General features: G+C 59.5%; 22 protein-coding genes. 16 read left to right on the top strand and 6 right to left on the bottom strand.

The genetic code is table 11. The features are described 5' to 3' along the window. Positions 1-54: 54 nt before the first annotated feature. From RE432_RS03195 to RE432_RS03175, 5 genes are all read left to right on the top strand, one after another. Positions 55-738: an RraA family protein gene (locus tag RE432_RS03195; protein WP_310931766.1), complete on the top strand. Its 684-nt coding sequence runs from the start codon at positions 55-57 to the stop codon at positions 736-738. Positions 739-773: 35 nt separating this feature from the next. After that, positions 774-1697: a hydroxyacid dehydrogenase gene (locus RE432_RS03190; RefSeq protein ID WP_310933011.1), complete on the top strand. Its 924-nt coding sequence runs from the start codon at positions 774-776 to the stop codon at positions 1695-1697. Positions 1698-1701: 4 nt separating this feature from the next. After that, entirely contained in the window at positions 1702-2667 is a 966-nt protein-coding gene (locus tag RE432_RS03185; protein ID WP_310931765.1) for a tripartite tricarboxylate transporter substrate-binding protein, read from the top strand. Positions 2668-2728: 61 nt separating this feature from the next. Further along, positions 2729-3625, top strand: a complete 897-nt coding sequence (locus RE432_RS03180) for an amidohydrolase family protein (protein ID WP_310931764.1) — start codon at positions 2729-2731, stop codon at positions 3623-3625. A gap of 66 nt (positions 3626-3691) precedes the next feature. Then, complete coding sequence (locus RE432_RS03175; protein WP_310933010.1) at positions 3692-4609, top strand: SMP-30/gluconolactonase/LRE family protein; 918 nt, start codon at positions 3692-3694, stop codon at positions 4607-4609. Positions 4610-4649: 40 nt separating this feature from the next. Here the strand turns inward: RE432_RS03175 and RE432_RS03170 are convergent, their stop codons facing one another. Both RE432_RS03170 and RE432_RS03165 read right to left on the bottom strand, forming a co-directional pair. Beyond that, complete coding sequence (locus RE432_RS03170; RefSeq protein ID WP_310931763.1) at positions 4650-6212, bottom strand: sulfatase-like hydrolase/transferase; 1563 nt, start codon at positions 6210-6212, stop codon at positions 4650-4652. 27 nt (positions 6213-6239) lie between these two features. Continuing rightward, complete coding sequence (locus tag RE432_RS03165) at positions 6240-7223, bottom strand: tripartite tricarboxylate transporter substrate-binding protein (RefSeq protein WP_310931762.1); 984 nt, start codon at positions 7221-7223, stop codon at positions 6240-6242. Positions 7224-7329: 106 nt separating this feature from the next. On the opposite strand from RE432_RS03165, the gene RE432_RS03160 reads away from it, so the two are divergent. The 5 genes from RE432_RS03160 (at position 7330) to RE432_RS03140 (ending at position 13460) form a co-directional block, all read left to right on the top strand. Further along, a complete protein-coding gene (locus tag RE432_RS03160; protein ID WP_310931761.1) occupies positions 7330-7908 on the top strand; it encodes a MarR family winged helix-turn-helix transcriptional regulator in 579 nt (192 codons plus the stop codon). A 127-nt stretch (positions 7909-8035) separates the two neighbouring features. Next, positions 8036-8539: a sigma-70 family RNA polymerase sigma factor gene (locus RE432_RS03155; RefSeq protein WP_310931760.1), complete on the top strand. Its 504-nt coding sequence runs from the start codon at positions 8036-8038 to the stop codon at positions 8537-8539. A gap of 89 nt (positions 8540-8628) precedes the next feature. Next, positions 8629-9627 carry a FecR family protein gene (locus RE432_RS03150; RefSeq protein ID WP_310931759.1) on the top strand — a complete coding sequence of 333 codons (999 nt, stop codon included), beginning with the start codon at positions 8629-8631 and terminating at the stop codon, positions 9625-9627. A gap of 209 nt (positions 9628-9836) precedes the next feature. Next, a complete protein-coding gene (locus tag RE432_RS03145; RefSeq protein WP_310931758.1) occupies positions 9837-12251 on the top strand; it encodes a TonB-dependent receptor in 2415 nt (804 codons plus the stop codon). Positions 12252-12290: 39 nt separating this feature from the next. Next, positions 12291-13460: a YncE family protein gene (locus RE432_RS03140; protein ID WP_310931757.1), complete on the top strand. Its 1170-nt coding sequence runs from the start codon at positions 12291-12293 to the stop codon at positions 13458-13460. Between the two features lie 59 nt (positions 13461-13519). Here the strand turns inward: RE432_RS03140 and RE432_RS03135 are convergent, their stop codons facing one another. Next, the gene (locus RE432_RS03135; RefSeq protein WP_310931756.1) at positions 13520-14167 is read right to left on the bottom strand and encodes an FMN-binding negative transcriptional regulator; all 648 of its coding nucleotides are present in this window, start codon (positions 14165-14167) and stop codon (positions 13520-13522) included. 103 nt (positions 14168-14270) lie between these two features. On the opposite strand from RE432_RS03135, the gene RE432_RS03130 reads away from it, so the two are divergent. Next, positions 14271-15788 (top strand): PLP-dependent aminotransferase family protein, encoded by a 1518-nt coding sequence (locus RE432_RS03130; RefSeq protein WP_310931755.1) that lies wholly within the window; start codon positions 14271-14273, stop codon positions 15786-15788. A gap of 5 nt (positions 15789-15793) precedes the next feature. On the opposite strand, the gene RE432_RS03125 is transcribed toward RE432_RS03130, so the two are convergent. After that, positions 15794-17017 carry an MFS transporter gene (locus tag RE432_RS03125; protein ID WP_310931754.1) on the bottom strand — a complete coding sequence of 408 codons (1224 nt, stop codon included), beginning with the start codon at positions 17015-17017 and terminating at the stop codon, positions 15794-15796. A gap of 212 nt (positions 17018-17229) precedes the next feature. After that, positions 17230-18237 carry a LysR substrate-binding domain-containing protein gene (locus RE432_RS03120; protein ID WP_310931753.1) on the bottom strand — a complete coding sequence of 336 codons (1008 nt, stop codon included), beginning with the start codon at positions 18235-18237 and terminating at the stop codon, positions 17230-17232. 111 nt (positions 18238-18348) lie between these two features. Between RE432_RS03120 and RE432_RS03115 the strand changes: the two genes are divergently transcribed. The 4 genes from RE432_RS03115 (at position 18349) to rssA (ending at position 22760) form a co-directional block, all read left to right on the top strand. Continuing rightward, positions 18349-20184, top strand: a complete 1836-nt coding sequence (locus RE432_RS03115) for a gamma-glutamyltransferase family protein (protein ID WP_310931752.1) — start codon at positions 18349-18351, stop codon at positions 20182-20184. Between the two features lie 81 nt (positions 20185-20265). Continuing rightward, positions 20266-21240 carry a tripartite tricarboxylate transporter substrate binding protein gene (locus tag RE432_RS03110; RefSeq protein ID WP_310931751.1) on the top strand — a complete coding sequence of 325 codons (975 nt, stop codon included), beginning with the start codon at positions 20266-20268 and terminating at the stop codon, positions 21238-21240. Between the two features lie 9 nt (positions 21241-21249). Next, positions 21250-21771 carry a GAF domain-containing protein gene (locus RE432_RS03105; protein ID WP_310931750.1) on the top strand — a complete coding sequence of 174 codons (522 nt, stop codon included), beginning with the start codon at positions 21250-21252 and terminating at the stop codon, positions 21769-21771. A gap of 83 nt (positions 21772-21854) precedes the next feature. Further along, the gene (gene rssA, locus RE432_RS03100) at positions 21855-22760 is read left to right on the top strand and encodes a patatin-like phospholipase RssA (protein WP_310931749.1); all 906 of its coding nucleotides are present in this window, start codon (positions 21855-21857) and stop codon (positions 22758-22760) included. Positions 22761-22800: 40 nt separating this feature from the next. On the opposite strand, the gene RE432_RS03095 is transcribed toward rssA, so the two are convergent. Further along, positions 22801-24087 (bottom strand): MFS transporter, encoded by a 1287-nt coding sequence (locus tag RE432_RS03095; protein ID WP_310933009.1) that lies wholly within the window; start codon positions 24085-24087, stop codon positions 22801-22803. A gap of 107 nt (positions 24088-24194) precedes the next feature. On the opposite strand from RE432_RS03095, the gene RE432_RS03090 reads away from it, so the two are divergent. Beyond that, entirely contained in the window at positions 24195-24983 is a 789-nt protein-coding gene (locus RE432_RS03090) for a winged helix-turn-helix domain-containing protein (RefSeq protein ID WP_310931748.1), read from the top strand. Positions 24984-25016 lie beyond the last annotated feature (33 nt).

Raw genomic sequence — 25016 nt, 5'->3', positions numbered from 1 at the left:
CCAAGCTGCTGAAACTCAAACTCAAACTCTACAAGCCATTAGAAGGACCATATTATGACCATACCTGAAATAATCAAGGACTTCCCCCGCCTGCCGGCCGATACCGTTCGTCGGGCAGCCGCATTTCAGCCAGCCATTCTGGCCGATGTGGCGGGTAGGCGAGGGGCGCTGCATGGGCGCATACGGCCTTTGCATTCTGGAATGAAGCTTGCCGGGTCCGCACTTACCGTAGAGGTGCGCCCTGGCGACAATCTGATGATTCATGCGGCAATGGCAATCGCCAAGCCCGGCGATGTGCTTGTGATTGATGGAAAAGGCGATTTGACCTCGGCGTTGATGGGCACAATCATGATGACGGCTTGCCGGCAATTGGGCATTGCCGGCATCGTCATTGACGGGGCCGCGCGCGACAGCCTGGAAATCATCGAGATGGATTACCCTGTGTTCGCTGCGGGAACCAACCCGAACGGCCCAACCAAAAACATTGGTGGCCGTATAGGCCACCCTGTGACGGTAGGGGGGGTCACCGTTCATCCGGGTGATTTCATCACCGGCGATAACGACGGCGTCGTCGTTGTTGAGCGTCAGAAAATCGACAGCCTATTGGCTGCAGCCGACAAAAAAGTCAAAGACGAGGCCGGGCGCATAGCGGCCATCAAAACCGGCGACACCAAACCGAAGTGGTTGGCCGACGCACTGCGCGCTGCCGGTGTGCTCAAAGACGGAGAAGCGCTGTGAGTTCACCGGTAGCCAATCGGACAAACAAACCCGCTATTCTGGTGACGGCTGCGGATCTGGCGCCAGAAGCGTTGGCATTGCTCAGCGACTACGAAATCGTCTATGCGGGCAAGGCCCCGGCCGAGCAGGACATCGTCGAGCTATGCCGTATCCATAACCCGATTGCCATTATTGTCCGCTACAGCAAGGTGGGTGCGCAGGCAATGGACGCAGCCCCGTCTTTGCGCGTTATTTCCAAGCATGGCAGTGGAACCGATACGATCGACAAGATGGCCGCCGAGGCTCGCAATATAAGGGTCGTGGCTGCAGTAGGGGCGAACGCAGCGGCTGTCGCGGAGCAAACGTTCGCCCTGTTGCTCGCCTGCGCCAAATCGGTGGTTGAGCTCAATGCACGCATGCACGCCGGACACTGGGACAAGGCGACACACAAGAGCCTGGAGCTGAACGGCAGGACACTCGGGCTGGTTGGCCTGGGCGAGATTGGCGTACGTGTTGCGGAAATAGCCCGGGCGGTAAATATGCGCGTCATCGCTTTCGATCCGTATGCCCGCAATTTCCCGGATCATGTCAAGCAGGTGAGTCTGGAAGAACTTTTTCATGAGTCAGATGTGATATCACTGCATTGCCCGCTTACTGACGAAAATCGCCATTTGATCAATGCGGAAACACTGACCCGGTGCAGGCGCGGCGTCATCGTGATCAATACGGCTCGCGGGGGCTTGATTGACGAAGCAGCCTTGCTTTCGGCGGTGCGTTCAGGTCGCGTTATGGCGGCAGGGCTTGACAGCTTCTCTGTTGAGCCCATGGCGGCCGGCCATGACTTCCAGGGAGAGCAGAACATCATCCTCAGTCCTCATGTCGGAGGCGTTACACGCGCTGCGTACGTGAAAATGGGCGTGGCGGCTGCAAAGAATCTGCTGGCGGTTCTGGAAAACCGAGCCCAAGTTTCGAGGAGATAAAGCAATGAACAGAATGCTCATGACAGGCGCACTGGTTGCGATGGCCGCGATGCCTGCCCTTGCGTCGGCCGATTATCCAAATCGCCCTGTGAAGCTGATTGTCGGATTTTCAGCGGGAGGCCCTACTGATATTGTTGCGCGTGCATTTGCAGATCAGGCAGGGCAATATCTTCAACAGCCTTTTATTGTCGAGAACAAGCCGGGCGCCAATACCATCATTGCCGCGACAGAAGTGGCGGGTGCCAAGCCCGATGGATACACCCTGCTTTTTGGCGCTACAAACCATGCAATGATTCCCGCCTTGTATAAGGCAAAGGTGAATTTTGATGCCCTCAAGTCTTTTGCGCCCATTTGCACGATCGCCGCTAGCCCCTATGTGCTGGTTGTCGGCCCCTCTATGCCCGCCAAAGACTTGGGCGACTTTCTGCAGCTCATCCAAGCCAAGCCGGGGGAGCGTACCTACGCGACTCCGGGAGTAGGTAGTTCGGGGCACTTCGCCAGCGTGCAGCTTTTGCGCTCAATGAATGCATCCATGAACCATATTCCCTATAAAGGGGCGGCACAGGCCATGTCAGATGTCATGGGCGGACAGGTGGACAGCTCTTTGGCAACGCTGGGGTCTGTCATGCCGCAGATACAAACTGGCAAATTGAAAGCGCTGGCGGTGGCTGCTGCAACCCGTTCTCCGCTCTTGCCTGATGTGCCGACTTTTGAAGAAGCGGGCGGAGGGCGTTTCGTTGCGGATGCCTGGTATGGCTTGCTCGCACCCGCAGGTACGCCTAAGGAGGTCTTGGTAAAGCTTCAGGATGCCGCAACAAGATTTTCAAAGGAGCCAGACATGGCAACAAAATTGCAAGTACTTGGCTTGAGTCCTCAAAATACGTGTGCAGACGCATTTACTAAGCAATTGGCTCAGGAGATTCAAGCAACGACGGAGCTTGCTCATGATCTGGGACTACAGTCTGAATAGTGCTCTTTAGCTTTGTCGCCAGGCTCTTGCCAGAAAAATCCCCTGCGTGTTTCGACAATATATGAACGAACTATCTAGATTTGCGACCGCGACAGCGGCTGCTCCTCATTCGCTTGGCACCAACAAGCCAAAGCAGGCATTGCCTGCGAACGCATGCGACAGTCACATGCATATATTCGATCCGCAATTCTCTGTATCAGCCCATTGGGGGCGCACGCCGCCAGTGGCCCGGGTTGATGCGTATCGAAGATTGCAGGCAAGGCTTGGCACCACACGAGCTGTGGTCGTGACGCCATCAACTTATGGCACTGACAATGCCTGCACCATTGATGCGTTAATGCAATTGGGTGAGGATGCCAGAGGCGTCGCCGTGGTCGACGCCAATGCCACCCAGTCTGAGCTGGGCCAATTGGCCGTCCATGGCGTTTGCGGCCTGCGGGTTAACTTCGTGACGCGGCAGTCCTGGGGTGAAACCACCGCAGGACTGCTCACGGCCCTGGCAGATAAAGCGGCCGGGTTTGGGTGGCATATACAGATATTCGTGCATCCAGAACAGCTTGTCGCGCTTGCGCCTGTGCTGTCCCGCCTTCCCGTGCCGCTGGTGATTGATCATATGGGGCGTCTCGATCCCGCCGAGGCGGGACAAGGGGAGGCCTATACGGTCATGCGCCGATTGCTGGACCAAGGCAATGCTTGGGTGAAGCTGTCAGGCGCTTATATGCGTTCAGCGTCAGGCGAACCAAACTATGCCGACACGTTGAGCTTGGGCCGCGCTCTTGTGCGGCATGCGCCAGAGCGATTGGTGTGGGGCAGCGATTGGCCGCACACCACGCAGCACCCCGACAGCGTCAATGATGCTCATCTTGTTGATCTGCTATACGGTTGGTGTGCAACGCAGGATATGGCGCAGCGCGTGCTGGTGGACAACCCGGCCAGGCTTTACGGGTTTCCGCTTTGACGTTGATGTCTGCTATTGATTGATGCAAAGCCGGCTTTGTTTTTTTGTCTGAACCAGGAAATATTGATGTATCTTCGGCATCCCCCAACGTTCCAAGAGCTAGCGCTCTTTTCCTCCATGCCCGCTGCTTTCAGGCGCATGGAGCCCAGTGCATGGGCTGACGCGAATCGTGCTGGCGCTATGGTGGACTCTTTTCTGGAAGGTCCTGTTTTTGATCAAAAGGGAAACCTTTACGTCACAGACATTCCGTGGGGCCGCATTTTCCGTATTGATCCAAATGGCGTCTGGACGCTTGTCGCCGAGTACGATGGTGAACCAAACGGGATGAAGTTCCTGAATGAAAGCACACTGCTGATCACGGACTACAAGAACGGCCTGATGCAATTGAATCTTGCGAACGGCAAGGTGTCACCCTTTCTTGAGCGCCGTAATAGCGAGCGGTTCAAAGGGGTCAATGATCTGGTTTTCGATGCCGAAGGAAACTTATATTTTACGGATCAGGGGCAAAGCGGCCTGCATGACCCAACCGGACGCCTCTATCGGCTACGCGCCAATGGTCAACTGGACTTGCTGCTGAGCAATGTTCCCAGCCCTAACGGTGTGGCGCTTTCTCCGGACAACAAAGTGCTGTATTTAGCCGTTACTCGCGGAAACTGCGTCTGGCGCGTACCGCTTTTAGCCGATGGGAGCGTGTCCAAAGTCAGCCGGTTCTTTACGTCTTACGGACCAAGCGGTCCGGATGGATTGGCTGTGGACGTGAACGGCCGCTTGCTGGTGGCCAATCCGGGACTGGGCTACGTTTGGGTGTTGAATACGCGCGCCGAACCCGAGCGGATTCTACATGGACCAACTGGCGCGTCGACCACGAACCTGGCATTTGGAGGCCAGGACAAGCGTACGTTGTTTGTGACGGACTCAACGCACGGCACGATCTTGTTTGCCGAGCTTGATGCTGCGGGCTTGCCCCTTTGCGGGCGCCAATAATACAAGGCACAGCATTTTTCCTGTATCTTGGCCCGCAGGCTCACCACTGCCCAAAAAACACCCCCGCTTTCTTGTATGCGTTAGTCCCTTTCTCAACCGCCTCGTCGCTGACTGTCGTGCGCCGTTTCAGGCCGCTGAACCAGGTAAGCAGGCGGTCGCGGCATTCTGCCCGAGCCGAGGCATAGGCGGGGTCCTGGCCCAGGTCATGGAATTGGTCGGGGTCGGCGTGCAAATCGTAAAGCTGCTCGGGCTCGTCCATCCAGTACACATAGCGCCACCGGTCGGTGCGCACGGACCAGGCGCGGGCGTTCTGCGGCGTTTTATCCACCAGCAACCGCGAGAGCCGATAGCTGTAGTCCAGTTCCGAGAAGACACAATCGCGCCATTCGACCGGCTGCTCATGCAAGATGGGCAGCAAGCTGCGCCCTTCCAGGCGATGCTTGGGCAGGGGCAGGCCCAGCCAGTCCAGGATGGTGGGCAGCACGTCCACGGATTCCACCATGCGTGGCTCGACACTGCCGCGGGTGGCGTCCGCCTTGGCGGACGGATCCACCACGATCATTGGCACGCGCTGCACGGTGTCGTAGAAAAGCTCTTTTTCGCCCAGCCAGTGATCCCCCAGGAAATCGCCATGGTCGGCGGTGAAGATGATCAGGGTATTGTCGATCAGCCCGCTGCGGTCCATGTAATCGAAAAGCCGGCCCAGGTGATCATCGAGCTGGGTGATGAGGCCCTGATAGGCGGGCCGTACCGTGCGGATGCATTCATCCGTGGAAAAGCTGATGCTTTCTTCGTGCTGGCGATAGGCGTCCAGCACGGGATGCGCATGGTGCCGTTCGGCTTCGCTGCGTACAACAGGCAGGCATTGGTCGGGGCTGTACATGGCGTGGTAGGGGTCGGGCGCAATGTAGGGCCAATGCGGCTTGACGTAGCTCAGGTGCATGACCCAGGGCTGGTCGCCCTGTTGCTGCATGAATTGCAGCGCCTGGTCCGTCATGTAGGCCGTTTCAGAGTGCGCTTCACGCACCAGGGATGGGTATCGCGCGTTGCGCATATGCCAGCCGCTGACAGGCTTGCCATCGGGGCCTTGCGCGGAAATGACGAAATCCGTCCAGGGGTCGTCCGACACATAGCCGTGGCGGCGCAGGTAAGCAGGGTAGCCGCTTTCGTCGCCGGGTTCATGATGGCCATCGTAGCGGTCGATCTCTTCGAAGCCGCCGCTGCTTAGCAAGCGGCCCAGCTCGCTGCCGCCGTCCAGCGCAAGCCGTTCCAGGCCGGCGTGGTCGACCATGATATGGGTCTTGCCGGCCAGAACCAGCTTGCGGCCGCTTGCGCGCAGGTACTCGCCCAGCGTGACTTCGCCCACAGACAGCGGCACGCGATTCCAGGTGGCCCCATGCGTGGAGGGGTAGCGGCCCGTGTAGTAGCTCATGCGTGATGGGCCGCATACGCCGGAATTGACAAAGGCGCGGTCGAACCGTACGCCCCGTTTGGCAAGCGCATCGATATTTGGCGTGCGGATGAACGGGTGGCCATAGCACGCCAGATGATCGGCGCGCAGTTGGTCCGCCATGATGAAAAGGACATTCTTGGGTGAGCTCATCGGCTTTGCCTGGCGCAGGTCTACGATTTATTTAGTGACGACAAAGCCGGATGCCTTGACGACCGGCGCCCATTGCGCGCGGAATGCGTCCACCATCTTGCCTGTTTCCTGGGCATTGGCGGACACCGGAATCAGGTCGTTTTCCTGAAGCGTTTTGCGTATTTCAGGATCGGCCGTTACCGACTTGATGACTTCACCCAGCATGGCGGCTTTGTCCTTGGGCATGGCGGAAGAGGCGAAGAATGTGTTCCAGCCCGCTGCCTGCAGGTCGATGCCCGCTTGTTTGAATGTGGGGACATCCGGCAGCGCCGCTTCGCGCTCTTGTCCGGACGTTGCCAGAATGCGGATGCGCTTCCCCTGATGCTGGCGCGTCAAGACATCCAGCGTGTCGATGGCCAGCGGGACGGCGCCACCGATCAGGTCGGTGATGACGGGCGCTGAGCCCCGATAGCCGATGATCTGGCCTTCGGCGCCGATCTGGTCGGAAAGCATCAAGCCAAAGAAGTGCGGCAGGCTGCCCGTTGCGGGAACCCCGATATTGAATTCAGCCGGATTGGACTTGGCCCATTCCACCAGTTCTTGCATGTCTTTGCTTGGATTGTCTGCCGAAACGGCGACACCGAAGCCATACTCGGTCACCATGGAGACGGGTTGGAAGTCTTTTTCCGCATCGTAGGCCAGGCTCTCGAAAACCAGTGGCGCCACCACCATCACTGCCGGATTGCCAAGCAGCAATATGTTTTCGTCGGGGCCGGCATTCTTGACCTGCTGTGCAGCGATACGGCCGCCAGCGCCCGTCTTGTTCTCTACAACGACCGGCACGCCCAGCTTGGCCTGCAGGCCGGTGGCGACGATGCGCGCCGCGCGATCGGTGGCGCCGCCCGGCGCATAGCCGACGACGATGGTCACGGGGCCGGACAGTTTGGGGGCATCGCCCTGCGCGGCGCCAGCGGCACAGGCGGCGAACAGGATGCACGGCAGCAGGGCGGCCCGAAATGCGCTCTTGATCATGGTTGGTCTCCTCGACTTGATTTGTCTTAATATTGAGTGGCAGCTTACCAAGCTGGGCATTAATTGTTCTAATCAAGTATCAGACTGTCAGGGAAAGTTCCGATCCATGGGCAACAAAACGACTGGCTTCACGCGCAAGCCGGCGGACTTGGCCGCCTTGACCGACCCGCTGCCGACGCTGGGAGACATGATGATGTTCAAGCTGTATCGTGCCTGGTCGGCGGGGAATCCCATTTTTACGCGTTTGTGCGAAGGGCGCTTTAATATCACCCGCCGTGAATGGCGCCTGCTGGCGATCGCGGTCCAGCACGATAGCCTGACCTCCACCCAACTGGCCCAAGCGGCGGCCCTGGATGCGCCGCGCACATCGCGGGCACTGGGTTCCTTATGCGGTAAAGGGTTGCTGCTGCGCAGCCGCGACCCCGCCGATGCGAGAACGGTGCATATATCCGTGACGCAGCAAGGCGCTGGCCTGTATCGGCAAATAATGCCCATCGTTGCATCATTGAATGACGTGATTTTCCAGGACCTGGATGCAGAAGAGCTTCAGGCATTAAGCTCCATGCTGGACCGTGTCATGCGCCGAGCCGGCCAGATGCTGGAAGCGGATCTGATCAAGGAACGGCCGCACAGAAGCCGTCCGGGGAAAGCCGCGCCGGCTCCTGGGACATTCGAATCATCCTGAACCGGGGCGGCAATGACGTTGACCCGGATTGAGCCGCGCTGCCTCGTGCCCGCTCTGTTCACCATAAGCATTGAATGAGAATCATTGTTAATATTGCGGGGTTGTTTCACTTCCGCTTTCTGTTGCCATGTTCCATCCGCCTGCGCCCAAGAAAGGCTGGCTCGCTCATTACAGCGAGTTGATCGGGGCGTGGGCGCAGCGCACGGCATCCCGCCAGGATGCCGAAGATGCCGTGCAGGACACGGCGCTTGCGATGCTTGAGGCGGACAGCACGGCGATTCGGGACGAGGGCAATTACTTTCGACGCGCGGTTTTCAATCGCTCGATCAGTATCCACCGCGCCGAATCGCTGCGGAAAACGCAAGGCCTGGATGAGCTGCCGGATGACATGCACCCTGTGGAAGCCAGCGCCCAGACGATGTATGAGGCCGACCAACTGGCCCGGATCGTGCTCCAGGCCTTGGCCGAGCTGCCCGATGCATGCCAGATAGCCTTCAGGTTGCGTCAGGTCGAGAGTTTGTCCAATGGCGAGATCGCCCAACGGATGGGCGTGAGCCGCAACATGGTGGAGCGTTACATGATGCGTACGACCCGTCATTTACAAGATAAGTTACAAGAAAATGGATGTTGATCGTTCAGGAGCGGGCCTGTCTGCAGCGTCATATTCAATGAAAGGCTGCGATGTGTTCGAGCCCCTGCACGTGACGCCGGAACATCACCATGACTGACCGAATAGATCCTGCGACATTGACTGACCCGCGCGACCTGGCTGCCTACTGGCATACACGCTTGCAGTCCGATGAGGTCACCGAGCAAGAGCGGGCGGCGTTTGAACGCTGGCGGCAGTCTGATCCCGACAATGCGCGGCAGTATCAGCGGGTGCTTGATATCTGGGCGCTTGCCGATGCTTTGCCAAAAAGCCAGGTGAGCGAGCTGGGCCGCGCTCGCCCCGCAGGGACTTGGCGGGACCGGCTTGGGTTCGGAAGACCGGTATGGGCAGTTGGCCTGGCCGTGGCCTGTAGCCTGGCCTTGGTGCTTCTGGTCGCCGATCCGGCCGGATGGCGGGAAGCCCCGAGCTACCAGGCAGAGTTCAAGACGGCGCATGGCGAGCGTCGGCAAGTCGTCTTGCCGGATGATTCTATGCTGACGCTGAATACGGATACGGTGGCGGCGGTACGTTTCTTCAAAAATAAGCGCAGTGTGCTGCTTGCAAAAGGAGAGGCGTTTTTCCAGGTGGAAGAAGACGGGACGCCTTTTACCGTCGATGTCGATTCGGGCATGGTGCGCGTAACGGGAACGCGCTTCAACGTGCGCCGCATGCACGATCATGCTTTTGGCGTAGGCGTGCTCGAAGGAAGCGTCGAGGTCGACACCGGCCCCTGGTGGCGCCGGACGACCGTTGCGCTCGGCCCGGGAAATACCGCCCGCTCTACCGCGGCGGGGGACATCAAGGTACAAAGCGATGTGGACATGGACCGCATGCTGGCTTGGCGTGAAGGTAAGGTCGTGTTCCGCGGCACCCTGTTGGCGGATGCCATTCAGGAAGTCAATCGCTATGCGCAGAAGCGGCTCACCCTTGCGGACGTCTCGACTGGCCGCCTGCGGGTGTCGGGCGTTTTCAGCATAGATGACCCGGCCTCGTTCGTTGATTCGTTGCCGCAGATCGTGCCAGTAGCCATGCGCGAGCGTTCGGGCGTGATCGAAATCCTGCCGCGCTAGCGACCGCCCCGGGTGGTTGCCGTCTTGCCCTTCCTTTCATTGTTACAAATAATATTGATTCTTATTTGAGGATTCGTTCAGGAGGCTCATGCCTTCAAGCGTCTTTATGGTGAGGGGATGAGCGCCACTCGTCTCAAATCAATGATGTCGGCCTCTGGACTCAAAGGACCGGACACTGTCACCGCAGACTTTCAAGGACGAATCAAACCGTGAGCACCCGTATTTCACGCAAGACCACCAGACGGTGGGCAATGCGCTCGGCACTATGCCTGAACTTGACCGCTTTGGCCGTTTTTACTGTATTGAGCGCGGGCTACCCTGTGCAGGCGCTGGCGCAAGAGGCCGCAACGCAGATCAACTTGCCTGCGCAATCACTGGATGATTCCTTGATCCAGTTGGGCCGGCAAACCTCGCTGCAGTTCTTTTACACGCCCGACACCGTCGCCGGCGTGCAGGCTCCACGGGTTCAGGGGCGCATGACGCCTGAAGAGGCTTTGAAGCGATTGCTTGAGGGGACCTCTGTCGAGTACCGGCGCGAGGGCAGGAATGTGACGCTTTCAAGGCTGTTGAGCACGACTCAGCTGGGCGCCGTGAAGGTCGTGGGCGGCCGGGGCGACTTGCCGCCGGCCTATGCGGGTGGCCAGGTGGCCACCGGCGGCCGCGTAGGATTGCTGGGCACCAAAGATGTGATGGAGACGCCGTTCAACACGATCAGTTATACCGATGCGTTCATCCAGGATATCCAGGCCCAGGATCTGGGGCGTGTCATTTCGCTGACCGATCCGTCCGTTTACAAGAACGGCGCAACAGGGATGATTTCGGATAATTTCAGCATTCGCGGCTTCAGCATTTCGGGCGGGGATGTGGCGTTTGGAGGCCTATACGGGCTTATTCCTTATTATCGCGTCACGCCTGAACTGGCGGAGCGCATAGAAGTGCTGAAAGGGCCTTCGGCGCTGCTGAACGGCATGCCGCCCGGCGGTTCGGTGGGCGGCAGCATCAATATTGTGCCCAAGCACGCGGGCGAAGAGCCCCTGGCCAGGGTAACGGGCACTTATATGTCGGATGCGCAGTTCGGCACGCACGTAGATGTGGGGCGGCGCTTCGGCGATGACAATCAGTTCGGCATTCGCTTCAATGGCGTGTACCGGGATGGCGATAGCCCCGTCGATAACCAGACCCAGTCGTCCAAGCTGGCTTCCCTTGGATTGGACTGGCGCTCGGATCGCGTCAGGCTGTCGGCCGACATGTATACCAATGAAGATCATGTGGATGGGCTGAATCGCGGGGTTTCGCTTGCGCCCGGCATCGACGTGCCGCGTCCCCCCGATCCTGACGTATTGCTTGCGCCGGACTGGACATTCTCCAACACTAAGGACAGGGCGGTGATTCTGCGTGGCGAGGTGGATATCACTCGGGACATCACTGCCTATGCCGCCTGGGGAAAGAGCAAGACGGATTTCGACTCGCTGGCCAGCAGCACCTATACCATTTTCAACGACGCGGGAGACTACCGGAACAATTTTGCGCACCAGCGCTCCATCTTCGACAGGGACTCGGCCGAGATTGGCCTGCGATCCCGTTTTCGCACAGGGAGCGTCGGACACGAGCTGGCAGTGACGGCCACCTACTACAAGCACACGAATCAATTCGGCTTCTTGCGCAATATGATGGCCGAGGACTGGGTGACCAATATTTACGATCCGGCCTGGGGCCCGACGGTGGGCGCCGGCTTCAGCAGCGAGCCCCTGCCCAAGACCGGCGCCGTGCGCAGCAACAGCTATGGCGTGGCCGATACACTTTCCTTTGCAGAGGATCGTGTGCAGCTGACGCTGGGCGTGCGCCGGCAAACCGTGGTCAGCGACACCTTCGACGCCGCCAGCGGCGATCGTACCGCCCGCTATGATGCCGGCGCCACGACCCCCGCGGTGGCCCTGCTGGTCAAGGCAAATGACAGCCTGTCGATTTATGGCAACTACATAGAAGGACTGAGTCAAGGGGCGACGGCGCCCGCAACGGCGGAAAATGCTGGCGAGGTCTTTCCCCCGTACAAGACCAAGCAGCGGGAGATCGGCCTGAAAATGGATTTCGGCCGCTTTGCAGGGGTGTTGAGCGCCTTTCAGATAGCGCGCCCCAATGCCTACACCGATCCGGTCAGCAACGTGTACTCATTCGGCGGCGAGCAGCGCAACCGCGGCGTCGAGCTGAGCTTCTATGGCGAAGCGGCCAAAGGCCTGCGGTTGATGGGCGGCATTGCCTATACGCAGGCCAAGCTGACCAAGACGGCGGGCGGCGTCGACCAAGGCAAGCTGGCTACTGCCGTACCCGCGTGGCAGGCCAAACTGGGCGCGGAGTGGGATGTGCCGGCCGTGCAGGGCCTGACACTGACGGGCAATATGGTGTCGATGTCCAAGCAATACATCAATGCAGACAATTCCTTGTCGGTGCCGGGCCGCACCGTATTCGATCTGGGCGCCCGGTATATGACCTCGATTGCGGATCATCCGCTCACGCTGCGGGCGACTGTCCAGAACCTGACCAATAAAGCCTATTGGGCCGGTTCACTGGCCAGCGGCACGGGCGCGCCCCGGACCTTTCTGCTTTCCGCTTCGCTGGAGTATTAACACCTGTTCTTTGTTGTCATGAGTCCTTTAGGAATGAATATGAAACACAACTTCTTGCGTTGGTCCGCCATGGCCATTGTTGCGGCGGCACTTGCCGCTTGCGGTACACCCTCGGGTACCCGGCACAGTGCGACGGGCGCCACCCTTGCGCAACAGGCCGCGCAACCCCAGGTCAGCCGCCAGGCGCTGGGCCAGGGACTGTATGAGGTGGCCTATTCGCCGCGTCAGAATGCGGTCTTCGTTGCCGCCTCGGGCGGCTTCGGGGAAGGGGCCGATGCGCCCCGGATACTGCGCCTGAATCCCGACACGCTGGCGGTCCAGGCCGAAATCAAGCTGGAACGCAAGGGGTTTGGCGTCGTGCTGGATGACGAGGCCGATCGTCTTTATGTGGGCAACACGTCGGATGCCGCGATCACTGTGATTGACACGGCGGCGAATCAGGTGATTGGCGTGGTGCAACTGGCTGAAAAAATCAGCGGCACTGGCCCCGACGGCAAGGTGCAGGAGCGCTACCCGCACAACTTCCGCGAAATGGTGATCGACAAGGCCAATCACCGTCTTTACGCACCCGGACTGTGGTTCAAGGACAGTGCCCTGTACGTGGTGGATACCCGCAAGCTGGCGCTGGAAACCGTGATCCCGGGCTTTGGCTTCGTCGCCACCGGCATCACGCTGGACGCCCGGCGCAACGCCCTGTATGTGTCGAATCTGCAAGGGCAGCTCTACACCGTCGATACACGCACGCTGGCCATCCGCGACAAGGCGGAAGTACAAGGCGACCAATTGCTGAACCTGGCGCTGGACAGCAAGCGCAATCGCGTACTGGCCATCGACCAGGGCATGGACCGCATCGACGGCATGCGCAAGAAACTGGGCGGCCTGGACTATCAGAACCGGGGCAACGGCAACCAGGTGGTAGTCATCGATCCGGCGGATGGCAGCGTGCTGCACAGCATTCCCACCGGAGAAGGGCCGGTTGCCTTGCTGCTGGATGAACAGCGCGACCGCTTGTACGTTACCAATCGCGGCTCAGGCACCGTGACGGTGTACGACAGCAGCCGTTACGCACTGCTGCATTCGATGGCGCTGCCCGCCCATCCCAACAGCCTGAGCCTGGACCCCAAGACCGGCGCAGTCTACGCCAGCGTCAAGAATGGGTCCGACGATCCCAAGGGCAGCAAGGAAAGCGTGGCGCGCATCCAGTTCTGAGCGGATGGGGCCGGTGGGGAACACGGCGGTTGGACGGTTAGCGCTACGGCAGAAACCGCCTATTGGTCCCTTTCCGGCTTGGCGCGGGCACAGGCCAGCATGGCGTCGCCAAGTGCATGGTTGCCTTGAGCCTTGAGTGCTTCGCCTGCGCCGCGTATGTCGCCGGCTTCCTTGTTCTGGCCCAGCTTCAACTTGCCCACAAGGCGTGTGATGTCGATCTCCAGGCCGACAATCGCCTTGAGCATGCCGTCAATGAAATCCTTGGGGCTGTCGGTCATTTTCCAGGGAGCCGGCTGAGAGGCTTCATGGGTACGGGTCAAACGGGCAACCATGCCGCGCACGAAGCGTTCGTCGTCACGGATGGCAATGCGCCCATAAGCGTGGACCACCCTGTAGTTCCAGGTAGGCACCTGCTTGTGGAACTGGTGCTTGGAGGGATACCAATTGGGCGAAACATAGGCATCGGCGGCCCGAAAAACCACCAGGACCTCATCGCCGTCGGCGACGTCTTGCCACAACGGATTGGCGCGCGCCACATGGGCGGTCAGCATGCCCATCTGGCCTGGCTTGGGATCCAGTTCAAACGGAATATGGTTGGCATCCAGTCCGCTCGCGCCATGGGTGACCAGCATTCCAAAAGGATGCTGTTTGATCAAGTCATGCAGCGCCTCGGTGCGAGGCTCATTAAAATGGGTGGGTACGTACATATCGAATTTCCTGGTTCTGGACGGTCATCCAATTTGGATTATTTCTATTTTCTGGATTACTATGAAGGGCCACAATTGACAAAATCTTCTATACCAGAATCGTATGTCCAGACGCCCTCAAGCCGTGGAATTGCCGCCTCTTGGCGGATTCGACCGTACTCAAGGGCATCTTAGCCGTCAATTAACACAGTCGCTGCGCGAGGCGATACGCGCGGGCAGCTTGAAGCCCGGCGATTTGCTTCCTTCGAGCCGGCAACTGGCCAGCTCGCTCGGCATCGCGCGCGGCACCGTCCTGGAAGCATACGAGCAACTGATCGCCGAGGGATTCCTCGACTCGCAAGCCAGGGCGGGTACGCGGGTGGCTTCAGCGCTGTCGCGATCGCAGCCGCCTGGCGGTAGCGATTCGCAAAGACAGGCGGCCAACACCGCGCCGGCTTCACTTCCGGCGTCTGCAGCCGCCTTTGCCAAGGTCGCCGAGCAATTCAAAGCGCATCCGCCGATACCCTTTGCCGTTTCCGTTCCCGTCGGGCCCACGGCCCCCGATGAAACATGGCGGCGGCTGGGCAATCGCATACGGGCCAAAGGGCCCGGCGCGCCATCCGGCTATGATGATCCACAAGGCGTCGGCACCCTGCGCGCAGCGGTGGCCGAGTACGTGCGAAGATCGCGCTCGGTGCGGTGCCGCGCCGAGCAAGTCATCATCACGACGGGAACCCAGCAAGGCTTGTATCTCGCTTGCCAAGTGCTGCTCGGGGCGACGGACAAGGTATGGGTCGAAGACCCGGCTTATTGGGGCATTACGAAAATCCTGGAAAGCACGGGCCATCCAGAGCGCATGGTGCGCGTTCCTGTCGACGAGGAAGGCATCGACGTTCGTGCCGGCATCGCGCTGGCAAAGGATGCGCGTGCTGCGTTTGTCACGCCTTCGCATCAATACCCGCTAGGCATGGTAATGAGCATGGGGCGCAGGGATGCGCTGGGGATGTGGGCGCAAAAGAACAAGGCCTGGATCATCGAGGACGACTACGACAGCGAACTGCGTTACGCCGGTTATCCTTTTCCTTCGCTGCAAGGGTTTGCGCCGGATCAGGTCGTCTACCTCGGCACCTTCAGCAAAATCCTGTTCCCATCCTTGCGCCTGGGCTATGCCATTGTTCCCGACGCTTTGGTACCCGCCTTCTGCGGCGCGCGTTTACTGATGGACAGGCACACGCCGACCGCCGACCAGCATGTGCTTTCCGCGTTCATCAACGAAGGGCATCTGGATCGGCACATCCGGCGCATTCGGAGTGTGTACGCCGATCGGAGAAGCGAATTGATAGGCATGCTCAACCGATGGATTCCCCAGGATCTTGGATGGCTGCAGCCCAGCGATCAGGGCATGCACCTGGTCCTTTGGCTGGCGCACGGCATGGACGACACCCTGTTGGCGTCGCATGCGATGGAAGCGGGGGTTGTTGTGCGCGCCGTATCGCCCATGTATTCGGAAGGCCGTGGCCGACCAGGGCTGCTCCTGGGCTTGGGCGGCTTCAGCAATGCGCAGATCGAGGCGGCGGTTCGGCGCCTGGCCGGACTGATCAAGATGATGGGCAAGACCGGGCATAAGCCGGCGCACGGCTGAACGCTTCAACTTCCCGCAGCGTGTTGAGCTGCCAGTGGGCGCATGTGCGGGTGGCGCTGGAAAAACACCGCGACAGGTACCGCCGCCGCGATGACCAGGGCGCAGAAGATGTAGACCGCCGTCTCCATGCCCCAGTGGTCGGCGATCCAGCCTATGCCCAACATGGGCACCATGCTGCCGATGTAGCCCACCACCAGATAGGTGGCCAGCAATCCCGAGCGATTGCCGGACGTGGCAAGACGATTGATCATGCTCATGCCGGCGAGCATGGCCATGCCGTGTCCCAGCGCAGTCAGCAATACGCCCAACGCGAACAAAAGGGCCGAGCCGGCCTGCAGGTTCACCATCAGTATTGCATTGCTGGCCGCCAGGCTGATCAACCCCGCGGCGCCGCAGTAGTGGGTCGGCATTCTTGCGGCCATGACCTGGACGACGGCCGAAGCAAACAGAATCAAGGCAATGGCTGTGCCGCTGACCACCGGGCCGTGCCAAGGCAGCAGCTTGTCCAGAAACAAGGGGGCCATGGACGCGTACAGGCCGAAGACGCCGAATGCCAGGAAGGGCAGGCAGCAGGTCAGCACAAAAGCCCTGGAGGTGCCGGACTCGGGCCAGGTCAGTGTCGGCAGGACATCGCGCCAACGCAAGCGATCGCCCGCGCTGGGTTTGGCGCTGTCGGGCAACTTCAGGCGGCATAGTGCCGTCAGGCCCAAGGCGCCCAGAAGCAGGGTCGGGACATAGGTGCTTACCAACGGAGCGGGCGCCCATTGCCCAAAGACGCCGCCCACCAGTGGCCCCAGGCCGAAACCAAAGGCCATCAAAAAGCCGGTCATCATGGCCACGTGCTGCGTATTGCCGCGGCGAGACAGCTTGGACAAACCGACGGTAGAGCTTGTGGTCAGCATGCTCGAGGCCACACCCACAATGAAGCGCCCAATATTCAGGCTGGCCATGTTCCATGCGATCAGGCTGATGGCGGTGCCAATCAGCGCCAGCGCCAAGCCGCATTGCATCATCGGACGAAAACCCACGCGATCGGGCAAGCGTCCCAGGAACAGCAGGCCAAACAGCGCGCCGCCCATGTAAACCACGTAGATGATCGAGATATCGCTCGTCTGCAGCTGCCATGCCTCTTTGTAGAGCGCATACAAGGGGCTGATGAGCGCAGTGCCCATCACGCCAACGATCATGGCAAAACTCACCCAGGCAAAGGGGGATCCTTTCAGTTTCATTTTTCAACCATTTCGCGGCCGGCAGCGGTCAAGACTATGCATTGGGCGCGTCGGACTGGCCAAGGCGTTGCTGGGATTCTAGTTTGCATGCGGAGCATTTTACTACGGGTTTACCCTAGGTTCGGGCCGATGGTAAACGTATTGAACAAGTATTCACGAGGTCCGGCTCGGTCCGGCACTGATCCGGTAGGTTGAAACAGCCAGGGCACCGTTCATTTTGTGGCGAAATATGCTTGATTGCATAGTTCTTTCAGTATCTCGGCGAACTTATCTTCCGCGTCCACCGGCATATCGCGAACACGACGTATCAGGCTCAGCGGTGGCAGTTCCCAATCCATCTTCCAGGGCAGGATACCTACCCCGCCGCGTCGCACCATGTCCAGGGCAATGTCTTCCGGCACCACGGAAACAACGCTTTCGTTCGTGCTAAGCACTCCGTGCATGATGTCAATGGAATAGGTTTCAATGATGGGCAAAGGGACGGGTACTTGCTCCTGGGTGAACAGTTCAGCCATCTTGGCTCCCACTGGCGTCGCCAACGATGGCAGTATCCACTTCATGGTCGCCAGTGTGCGCCAGTCGAGCGGCCGTTCCCCCAGGCGTTCAAGCAGATGGTTGTGGCCGATAAGCACGGGGCGCTGCACGTACAGTACTTCGTGCCACAAGTTTTCCCTGCCGGCCATGGCGGAGGCGCGCCCCAGGACACAGTCAAGCTCGTGGTCGCACAAGGATTGCAGCAGGTGATCGGTAGTGGCCTGCTGAACCGCGATGATGATGTTGTGACGCTCATATAGTCGTGTGATCGCCTGTGTTAACAACGAGCCCGACACGTAAGGAACAGCACCAATAAGCAGCCGGGCGCTGTGGCCTTTGCGCACCGCTTCCATTTCGGAAGCCCAGTGATGCAGCTCGCGCAGCATACGGCCGGATTTCAGCATGGCAAGCTTGCCCATGTCTGTAGGAATCAAGCCACGCCCGGAACGGGTGAACAGGGGGGCGCCGAATAGCGACTCTATTTCAGCCAGTGTTTTCGTGACCGCGGGTTGACTGATTCCCGTCTCCTGGGCCACACGTGTTAGCGAGCCATATCGCTCAATATTCTTGAGCATGTCAAGGTGACGCATTTTCATTCTGGCAATGACGCTCGCTGTCGCCGGCGATGCAGTGACTCGGTCGGTGGGCTCCGTCGCCGAGCGGCTGATTGCATTTTTTTCCGTCATATCGCCCTCTGTAATCTGATAACCAAATGGTTATGTATTCATCATAAATAAGATGCTTGCGGTAATTTTAAGTCGATATACTTTTCATATCTCCTCTCTACGGGATCTGCTATGGCCGAATTCACGACAAGACCTGAAATACAGGGCACGTTCGGCGTTGTATCGTCTACGCACTGGTTGGCGTCGCAGGTCGCCATGGGTGTCCTGGAGCGAGGGGGCAATGCGTTCGATGCAGCGGTGGCCGGCGGATTCATGCTGCAGATTGTCGAGCCCCACCTGAATGGGCCCGGTGGCGAAGCGCCCATCATGATCTGGAGCGAGTCGGAAAAACGCATGCGTGTTATTTGCGGGCAGGGCACAGCGCCCGCCCTGGCGACGCCGTCATTCTTCCGCGGCCAGGGGCTGGACCTGGTGCCCGGCATAGGCCTTTTGCCCGCTACGGTGCCTGGCGCCTTTGGTGGCTGGCTGACCATGCTGAGGGACTACGGCACCTGGGAACTGGACGATGTGCTGCGCCCGGCCATCAATTACGCCAATAATGGCTTCCCCTTGGTGCCTCGTGTTGTGCAGGCCATCGTCGCGGTCGAAAGTATGTTCCGCAATGAATGGACCTCGTCGGCAAAAGTCTGGTTGCCTGATGGCCGCTTGCCGAGACCGGATGCGCTATTCCGCAATCCTGCTGTGGCCGCAACGTATACGCGTATAGCGGCCGAGGCGGCAAACCGGGGCACTGACCGCGCATCCCGCATCAATGCTGCCTTGTCCCTGTGGTATCGCGGCTTCGTGGCCGAGTCCATAGACAATTTCTACCGTCATGTCGCGGTGCGCGATTGCACGGGCGAGCGCCATCATGGTCTTCTCAGGCTATCCGATATGGCGGATTGGCAGGCGAGTTACGAAGAGCCTGTCATGGTGGACTATGGCCGATACGCCGTAGCCAAGTGCGGGCCTTGGTCGCAGGGGCCGGTGTTTCTTCAGCAGCTTGCCATGCTGAAACATACTGATATTGCGACACATGCGGCGGATTCGGCTGCATTTGTCCATTGCATTGCGGAGGTCGCCAAGTTGGCCATGGCTGACCGGCTGGCCTGGTACGGCGATCCGGCTCATGTTGATGTGCCGCTGGACACGCTGTTGTCCGATGCCTACGCGAGGGATCGCGTAAAGGCGCTGGCTGCGCAAGCGTCGAAGGTATTGAATCCTGGCCACCCACAGGGCCGCGCGCCGCAACTGCCTGACCTGGAGGTCGCCGGTCGCGTGCTGGCGGGTGCCGATGGGCGTTTCGGCATTGGCGAGCCGACCTTTGCCGAGCTCCCTCCCGTGGACACTTGGCTGGATCGGGAAATATTTGTGGGCGATACCTGCCACCTTGACGTCATTGATCGATTCGGAAACATGGTGGCCGCCACGCCGTCCGGCGGGTGGCTGTCCTCGAGTCCTGTGATCCCGGATCTGGGCTTTTCCATCAACACACGCTTGCAGATGACTTGGCTGGACGATGGGGTGCCCGGCCGCTTGCAAGCGGGTGCGCGTCCGAATACGACCTTGTCGCCCGGCATGGCGCTCCGTGATGGACAGCCTTACATGGCCTTTGGCACACCCGGGGGCGATCAACAGGATCAGTGGACATTGGCTTTCTTCATCCGGCATGCAGCATTGGGTATGAACTTGCAGCAGGCCATCGATGCACCGTCCTGGCATGTGGAGCATTATCCCGCTTCATTCTGGCCACGCGCCATGAAGGTCAATCGCCTTGCCATTGAATCGCGCTTCCCCTCGGATACGTTGGCCAAGCTGGCCGAGGCGGGGCATGAGGTCATTGTCGGCGGCCCGTGGTCCGAGGGCAGAATCAGCGCCTGCACGCGGGAGTCTGCTGAAGGAGGCGGTCTATTGCTGCGCGCGGCGGCCAACCCGCGTGGCATGCAAGGTTATGCGGTAGGACGCTGATAAATAGCGCATCCCGTGTTTGCCAGGCGTTATGCGCTTAACGATCAGAACCAGAAAATCAACCTAATCAGGAGACGAAACATGCTATGCAATATACGCAAAGTTGTGAGCGCCGGGAGCCTGGTGCTCCTTGCTGCATTTTCCACGGCGGCGGGTGCCGCCTGGCCCGATAAACCCGTTACGATCATCGTGCCGTGGGCGCCAGGGGGCTCCACCGACATTCTTGCACGCGTCATATCAGAGCATCTAGGCAAAAGCCTGGGCCAGCCTTTCGTGGTTGAGAACCGCGCTGGCGCATCAGGCAATGTGGGGTCCAGTCTGGTCGCAAGGGCCAAGCCGGATGGCTACACGCTCCTGGTCGGTTCCATGAGTACGCACACCATGAATCAGGCCTTATATTCCAAGATGCCTTTCGATGGCGTCAAGGATTTCACGCCGATTGCCAAGCTGGCGCTGGTGACCAACACCATGGTTATCAATCCATCCGTGCCCGCAAACAACGTTGCAGAGTTTATTGCCTATGCAAAAACGCGGCCCGGAGAGATTGCCTACGCTTCAGCCGGGCCTGGCTCGACCAACCACCTGAGCGCCGCGCTGTTTGAAAAGGCTACTGGCATTACCATGCTGCACGTGCCGTATCGCGGCGGCGCGCCGGCGGTGCTGGATACCGTCGGCGATCGAACCCAGCTCCTGTTTACCGCCGGCACGCAGTCGCTTCCCTTCGTGAAAGACAACAAGCTCAAGCTGCTCGGTGTTACGGAAGCGGACCGTGCTCCGACCTTGCCCGATGTACCCACCGTCGACGAGACCGTTCCAGGTTACGAGCTCACCGTCTGGTATGGGGCTTTTGGTCCGGCTGGCTTGCCTGCTGATATCGTGGATCGTTTGAATACCGAGATCAATAAAGCGCTGAAGGATCCCGAGGTGGTCAGCAAGATGGAAAGCATGGCTGTGCAGGTTGTGGAAAGCACGCCTGAGCAATTTTCCCAGGATTTAGCCCGCGATGCCGAGAAGTACGACAAGCTTGTGCGTGACCTGGGCATACGTATCGAATAAGGCAGGAAGATGCCAGATATTCTTGAAGTCGGCGGTACGCCCTTGGCTGGAATAGACGAGGTTGCGCAGGCTTGCGCGTCATCCGACGCGCAAGCCCTGTTTTCTGCTGTAGATGTTTATTTGCGAAGGGAATTGAAACAGACGTTGTGTACCGTAAACCGCTACGAGGCCGAACATGAGCGGCTGACAAGGCTGTATAGCTCGAACCCGTCCTCTTATCCCGTCGGCCACAGCAAGGAAAAATCCGGCACTGCCTGGGGACGTCATGTGCTGCACGAACGTCGCGTGTTCGTGGGCCAGGGGGTGGATGCTATTCGGCAATTCTTCGACGATTACCATACGATCCACGCTCTGGGCTTAAGATCGGTCATCAATGTACCCATTGTCGTTCAAGATCATTGCTTGGGGACGTTGAACGTACTTATGCAGTCTGAAGTGGTGGACGCCTCCATGATTCAGTGGGCACGGCTTGCAGGCCTTCTGGCGACTCCTGGGTTCCTCACGGTTGCGGGTTCTGGGCGCTTATCCTAGACATGCGATCCGGCGCCTGCGGTGCGGCATGCTAAATTGACCCGTTATCGCCTACCCTTTCCGGATCATCGAATAGAACAGCCATGCGACTTGCGAAGCCCAAGATCGGACTTGCCCTGGGTAGTGGATCAGCACGGGGTTGGTCGCATATCGGTATTATCCGTGTGCTTGAAGAGGCGGGCATCGTGCCCGATGTCGTCTGCGGCACGTCTATCGGTGCCCTGGTGGGGGCGGCTTACGCCGATGATCAGCTTGAACCCCTGGAAAGCTGGGTGCGCGGCCTGACGTGGCAGAGCGTCATGGGCCTGCTCGACTTCACGATCAATGGCGGTCTTATCCACGGCGAGAAGCTCTTTAGCTTTCTTCGCGCGCATTTCAGCGACCGGGACATCGCTTCATTGCCCAAAACATTTGCCGCCGTCGCTACCGAACTGGTCACCGGACGTGAAGTATGGCTGCGCGAGGGTTCTGTGATCGATGCCGTACGCGCTTCCGCCGCGTTGCCGGGTCTATTCAAACCGTCGCAGCTCGATGGGCGCCTGGTGGTGGACGGCGCGCTGGTGAATCCCGTGCCTGTGTCGCTTTGCCGCGCGATGGGCGCCGATATCGTGATCGCGGTGGATTTGAATTCGGACCTTATTGGGCGTCACTTCGACCTTGGCCAGGAGCCCGAAGCGCCTGAGCCCCCCAGCGCGCTGGCAACCGTTCTGGATAAATTGCCACTGGGGCTGGGCCGCCTGAAAAGCGGACCCGCCTCTTCGACGGTGATGCCGTCCATATTCGACGTGCTGAGCATCAGCCTGAACATCATGCAGGTACGCATTACCCGCAGCCGCCTGGCCGGCGAGCCTGCCGATGTACTGATCCGGCCGCGCCTGGCCAATTTTGCGCTGATGGATTACCACCGTGCTGCTCAAGCAATCGAAGAGGGCGAGCGGGCCGCCAACCAGGCATTGCCTGAACTACAGGAGCTACTGGGGCTGCGCTAAGGGGCGGATGTTGACTGCCGCAGGCGAGCGCGCTTAACCATTACCCCGCATCCGTTGCATGGACACCCTTGCGAGGCTGGCGATAAGCCAGGTATGCCGTTGCGGCAAGGAGCTGTACGCCAATGGCTGTGGCAAAGAACAGGCCTTGCGCGGCACCCGGTTCTCCGCTGGCATGGCTCTGCAGCAGGCCGAAGAATGCCGGCGCGAAAGCGTAAGTGCCTTGTCCAATTGCCACGATCAGGGCGACGACTCTGGATACATCTTCGGAGGAAAAATCTGTTTGAGCAACGAGCGGCGGGATAGAGGTGGCATTGCCAATACCCGAGCCAAACAGCACTATGCCAAGGGTGATGAGCCATATGTCGTGCCCGCCAGATAACAGCAAGGTCGCTGATCCAATGGCCTGGACGAAATAGCCAGCGGCGGCAACGGCACGCCGGTTTCCAAACCGCTGAACCGCCTGCGCCGCAATTGAGCGCCCGGCAATGGCACAGGCGGTTCCAAGACCCAAGAGCCAGCCCATCCGCTGGGCGCCTACCGCGGGGGAAAAAATATTGAAAAGATGAGCCAGCAAACCGATCTGGGCAAACAGGCCGATTGCCATGCCCGCTGACAGCGTAATGAAGGCGCGGTTACGCCAAAGCGAGTAGCCGGGTAGGGCTGCCCTGGCATTTGTTCGAAGCTGCGGGGCTTCAGCCGCGTCCGGCTTCTCGCCATCAAGAGATTGCCCGATGCTCTTTGGGGTTTTAGTAAACACATGGCCGGCTAGCAGCAGCACGGTGACAACCACGATCATGCCCACCACGCTCGCCGCGCCCAGGAACCCCAGTTGACCGATCAATGCCACCCACAGCGGCGAGAAAATCACCCCGCCAATGCTGGCTCCGTTATAAGCCTTGCTCAACGCCGTTGGACGGTTCTTGTGATACCAGGCCGCAACAATGGTATTGACCGCAACCGCTCCCATGGTTACCCATCCTGCGCCCGTCAATAGCGCTACTGCAAACAGTTGCCATGGCTCCTGGACCATTGCCCAGCCGACGACACCGACCGAGGTGAGCACGGCACCGCCTGCCGTGGCTGCAGGTAAGCCAATCCGGGCATAAAGGCGCGGCAGGCTTGCAATCACCAGCGCGCCGACCAGAAAATGCACGGTTACGGCAGACGAAACAAGACTTAACGGCCAGTTGGTTCGCTGTGCCACCTCAGCCAGGTAAATGGGCGGGCCATAAAACCCGACACCCCAGCCCAAGACAGCCAGGAGGAATGCGGCACGTACAGCCCAAACGCCAAAAAACGTCGGCTGCTGGCAGGTCGGGGGAGACATCACGTGGGTCGTCCTTCAATCGGGCAAATGCGGGTAGGGGGAAATGAACTTCATTTTGGCGATGGCGGATGCCGGATGCTACGGTGCAGGCCGTATCATGGAGCGGCATGCTGTTGTTAGAATCGGGATACATTCCAGGAGTTGCCATGGTCAGTGTCTCTTCCATTGCTCAAACCGCCTCTTTGGTTGGAGATATCGCTCGCGCCAGCATGCTGGCTGCATTGATGGACGGACGCGCGCTGACAGCAACAGAACTGGCTCGTGTCGCCAGCATTACGCCCCAGACCGCCAGCGGCCACCTCGGCCTGTTGGTCAATGCAGGCCTGGTCGTCAGGCAGTGTCAAGGGCGGCATCGGTACCACCGCTTGGCCTCGCCGGCTGTCGCCCAAATGATCGAGAGCATCATGGCTCTGGCGACTGACCCGGACAAACCGGGCATGCCCGTGCGCAGTCACGCGCCTGTCACAGGCCCGCGCGACAAAGCGATGCGCTATGCCCGCAGCTGCTATGATCATTTGGCAGGCCAACTGGCGGTGGAGATTGCTGAGAGCCTTATCGATTCCGGACGCATTGAGCTTTCAAGCGACGGTGGTGTACTGACCGACGAGGGCGATAGGTTCTTGCGATCGCTGGACGTAGATCTGGATGCTGCTCGCCAGCGCGCATCGAGCCGGGGAACACGGCGAATGTTTTGCCGCACGTGCCTGGATTGGAGCGAAAGACGCCATCATATTGGCGGTGCCCTCGGGGCTGCGCTGTTCCAATGCTATCTCGAGAACGGCTGGATTCGGCGTATCGCAGGAAGTCGCGCTATAACAGTCACGCCCCATGGCCGGCAAGCCATTCAAGAGGCTTTTTCCCTGTGCGCTCCGCTGTCTGGGGATGCCCGCCGATAATGCTGACATATGTGTACCCTAGAGGCTTTGTTA

The sequence above is a fragment of the Pusillimonas sp. SM2304 genome (assembly GCF_031628915.1).
Lineage (GTDB): Bacteria > Pseudomonadota > Gammaproteobacteria > Burkholderiales > Burkholderiaceae_B > Pusillimonas_C.
Note: the sequence above shows the minus strand (reverse complement) of the source record. Positions and strands in the feature narration are given on the sequence as shown.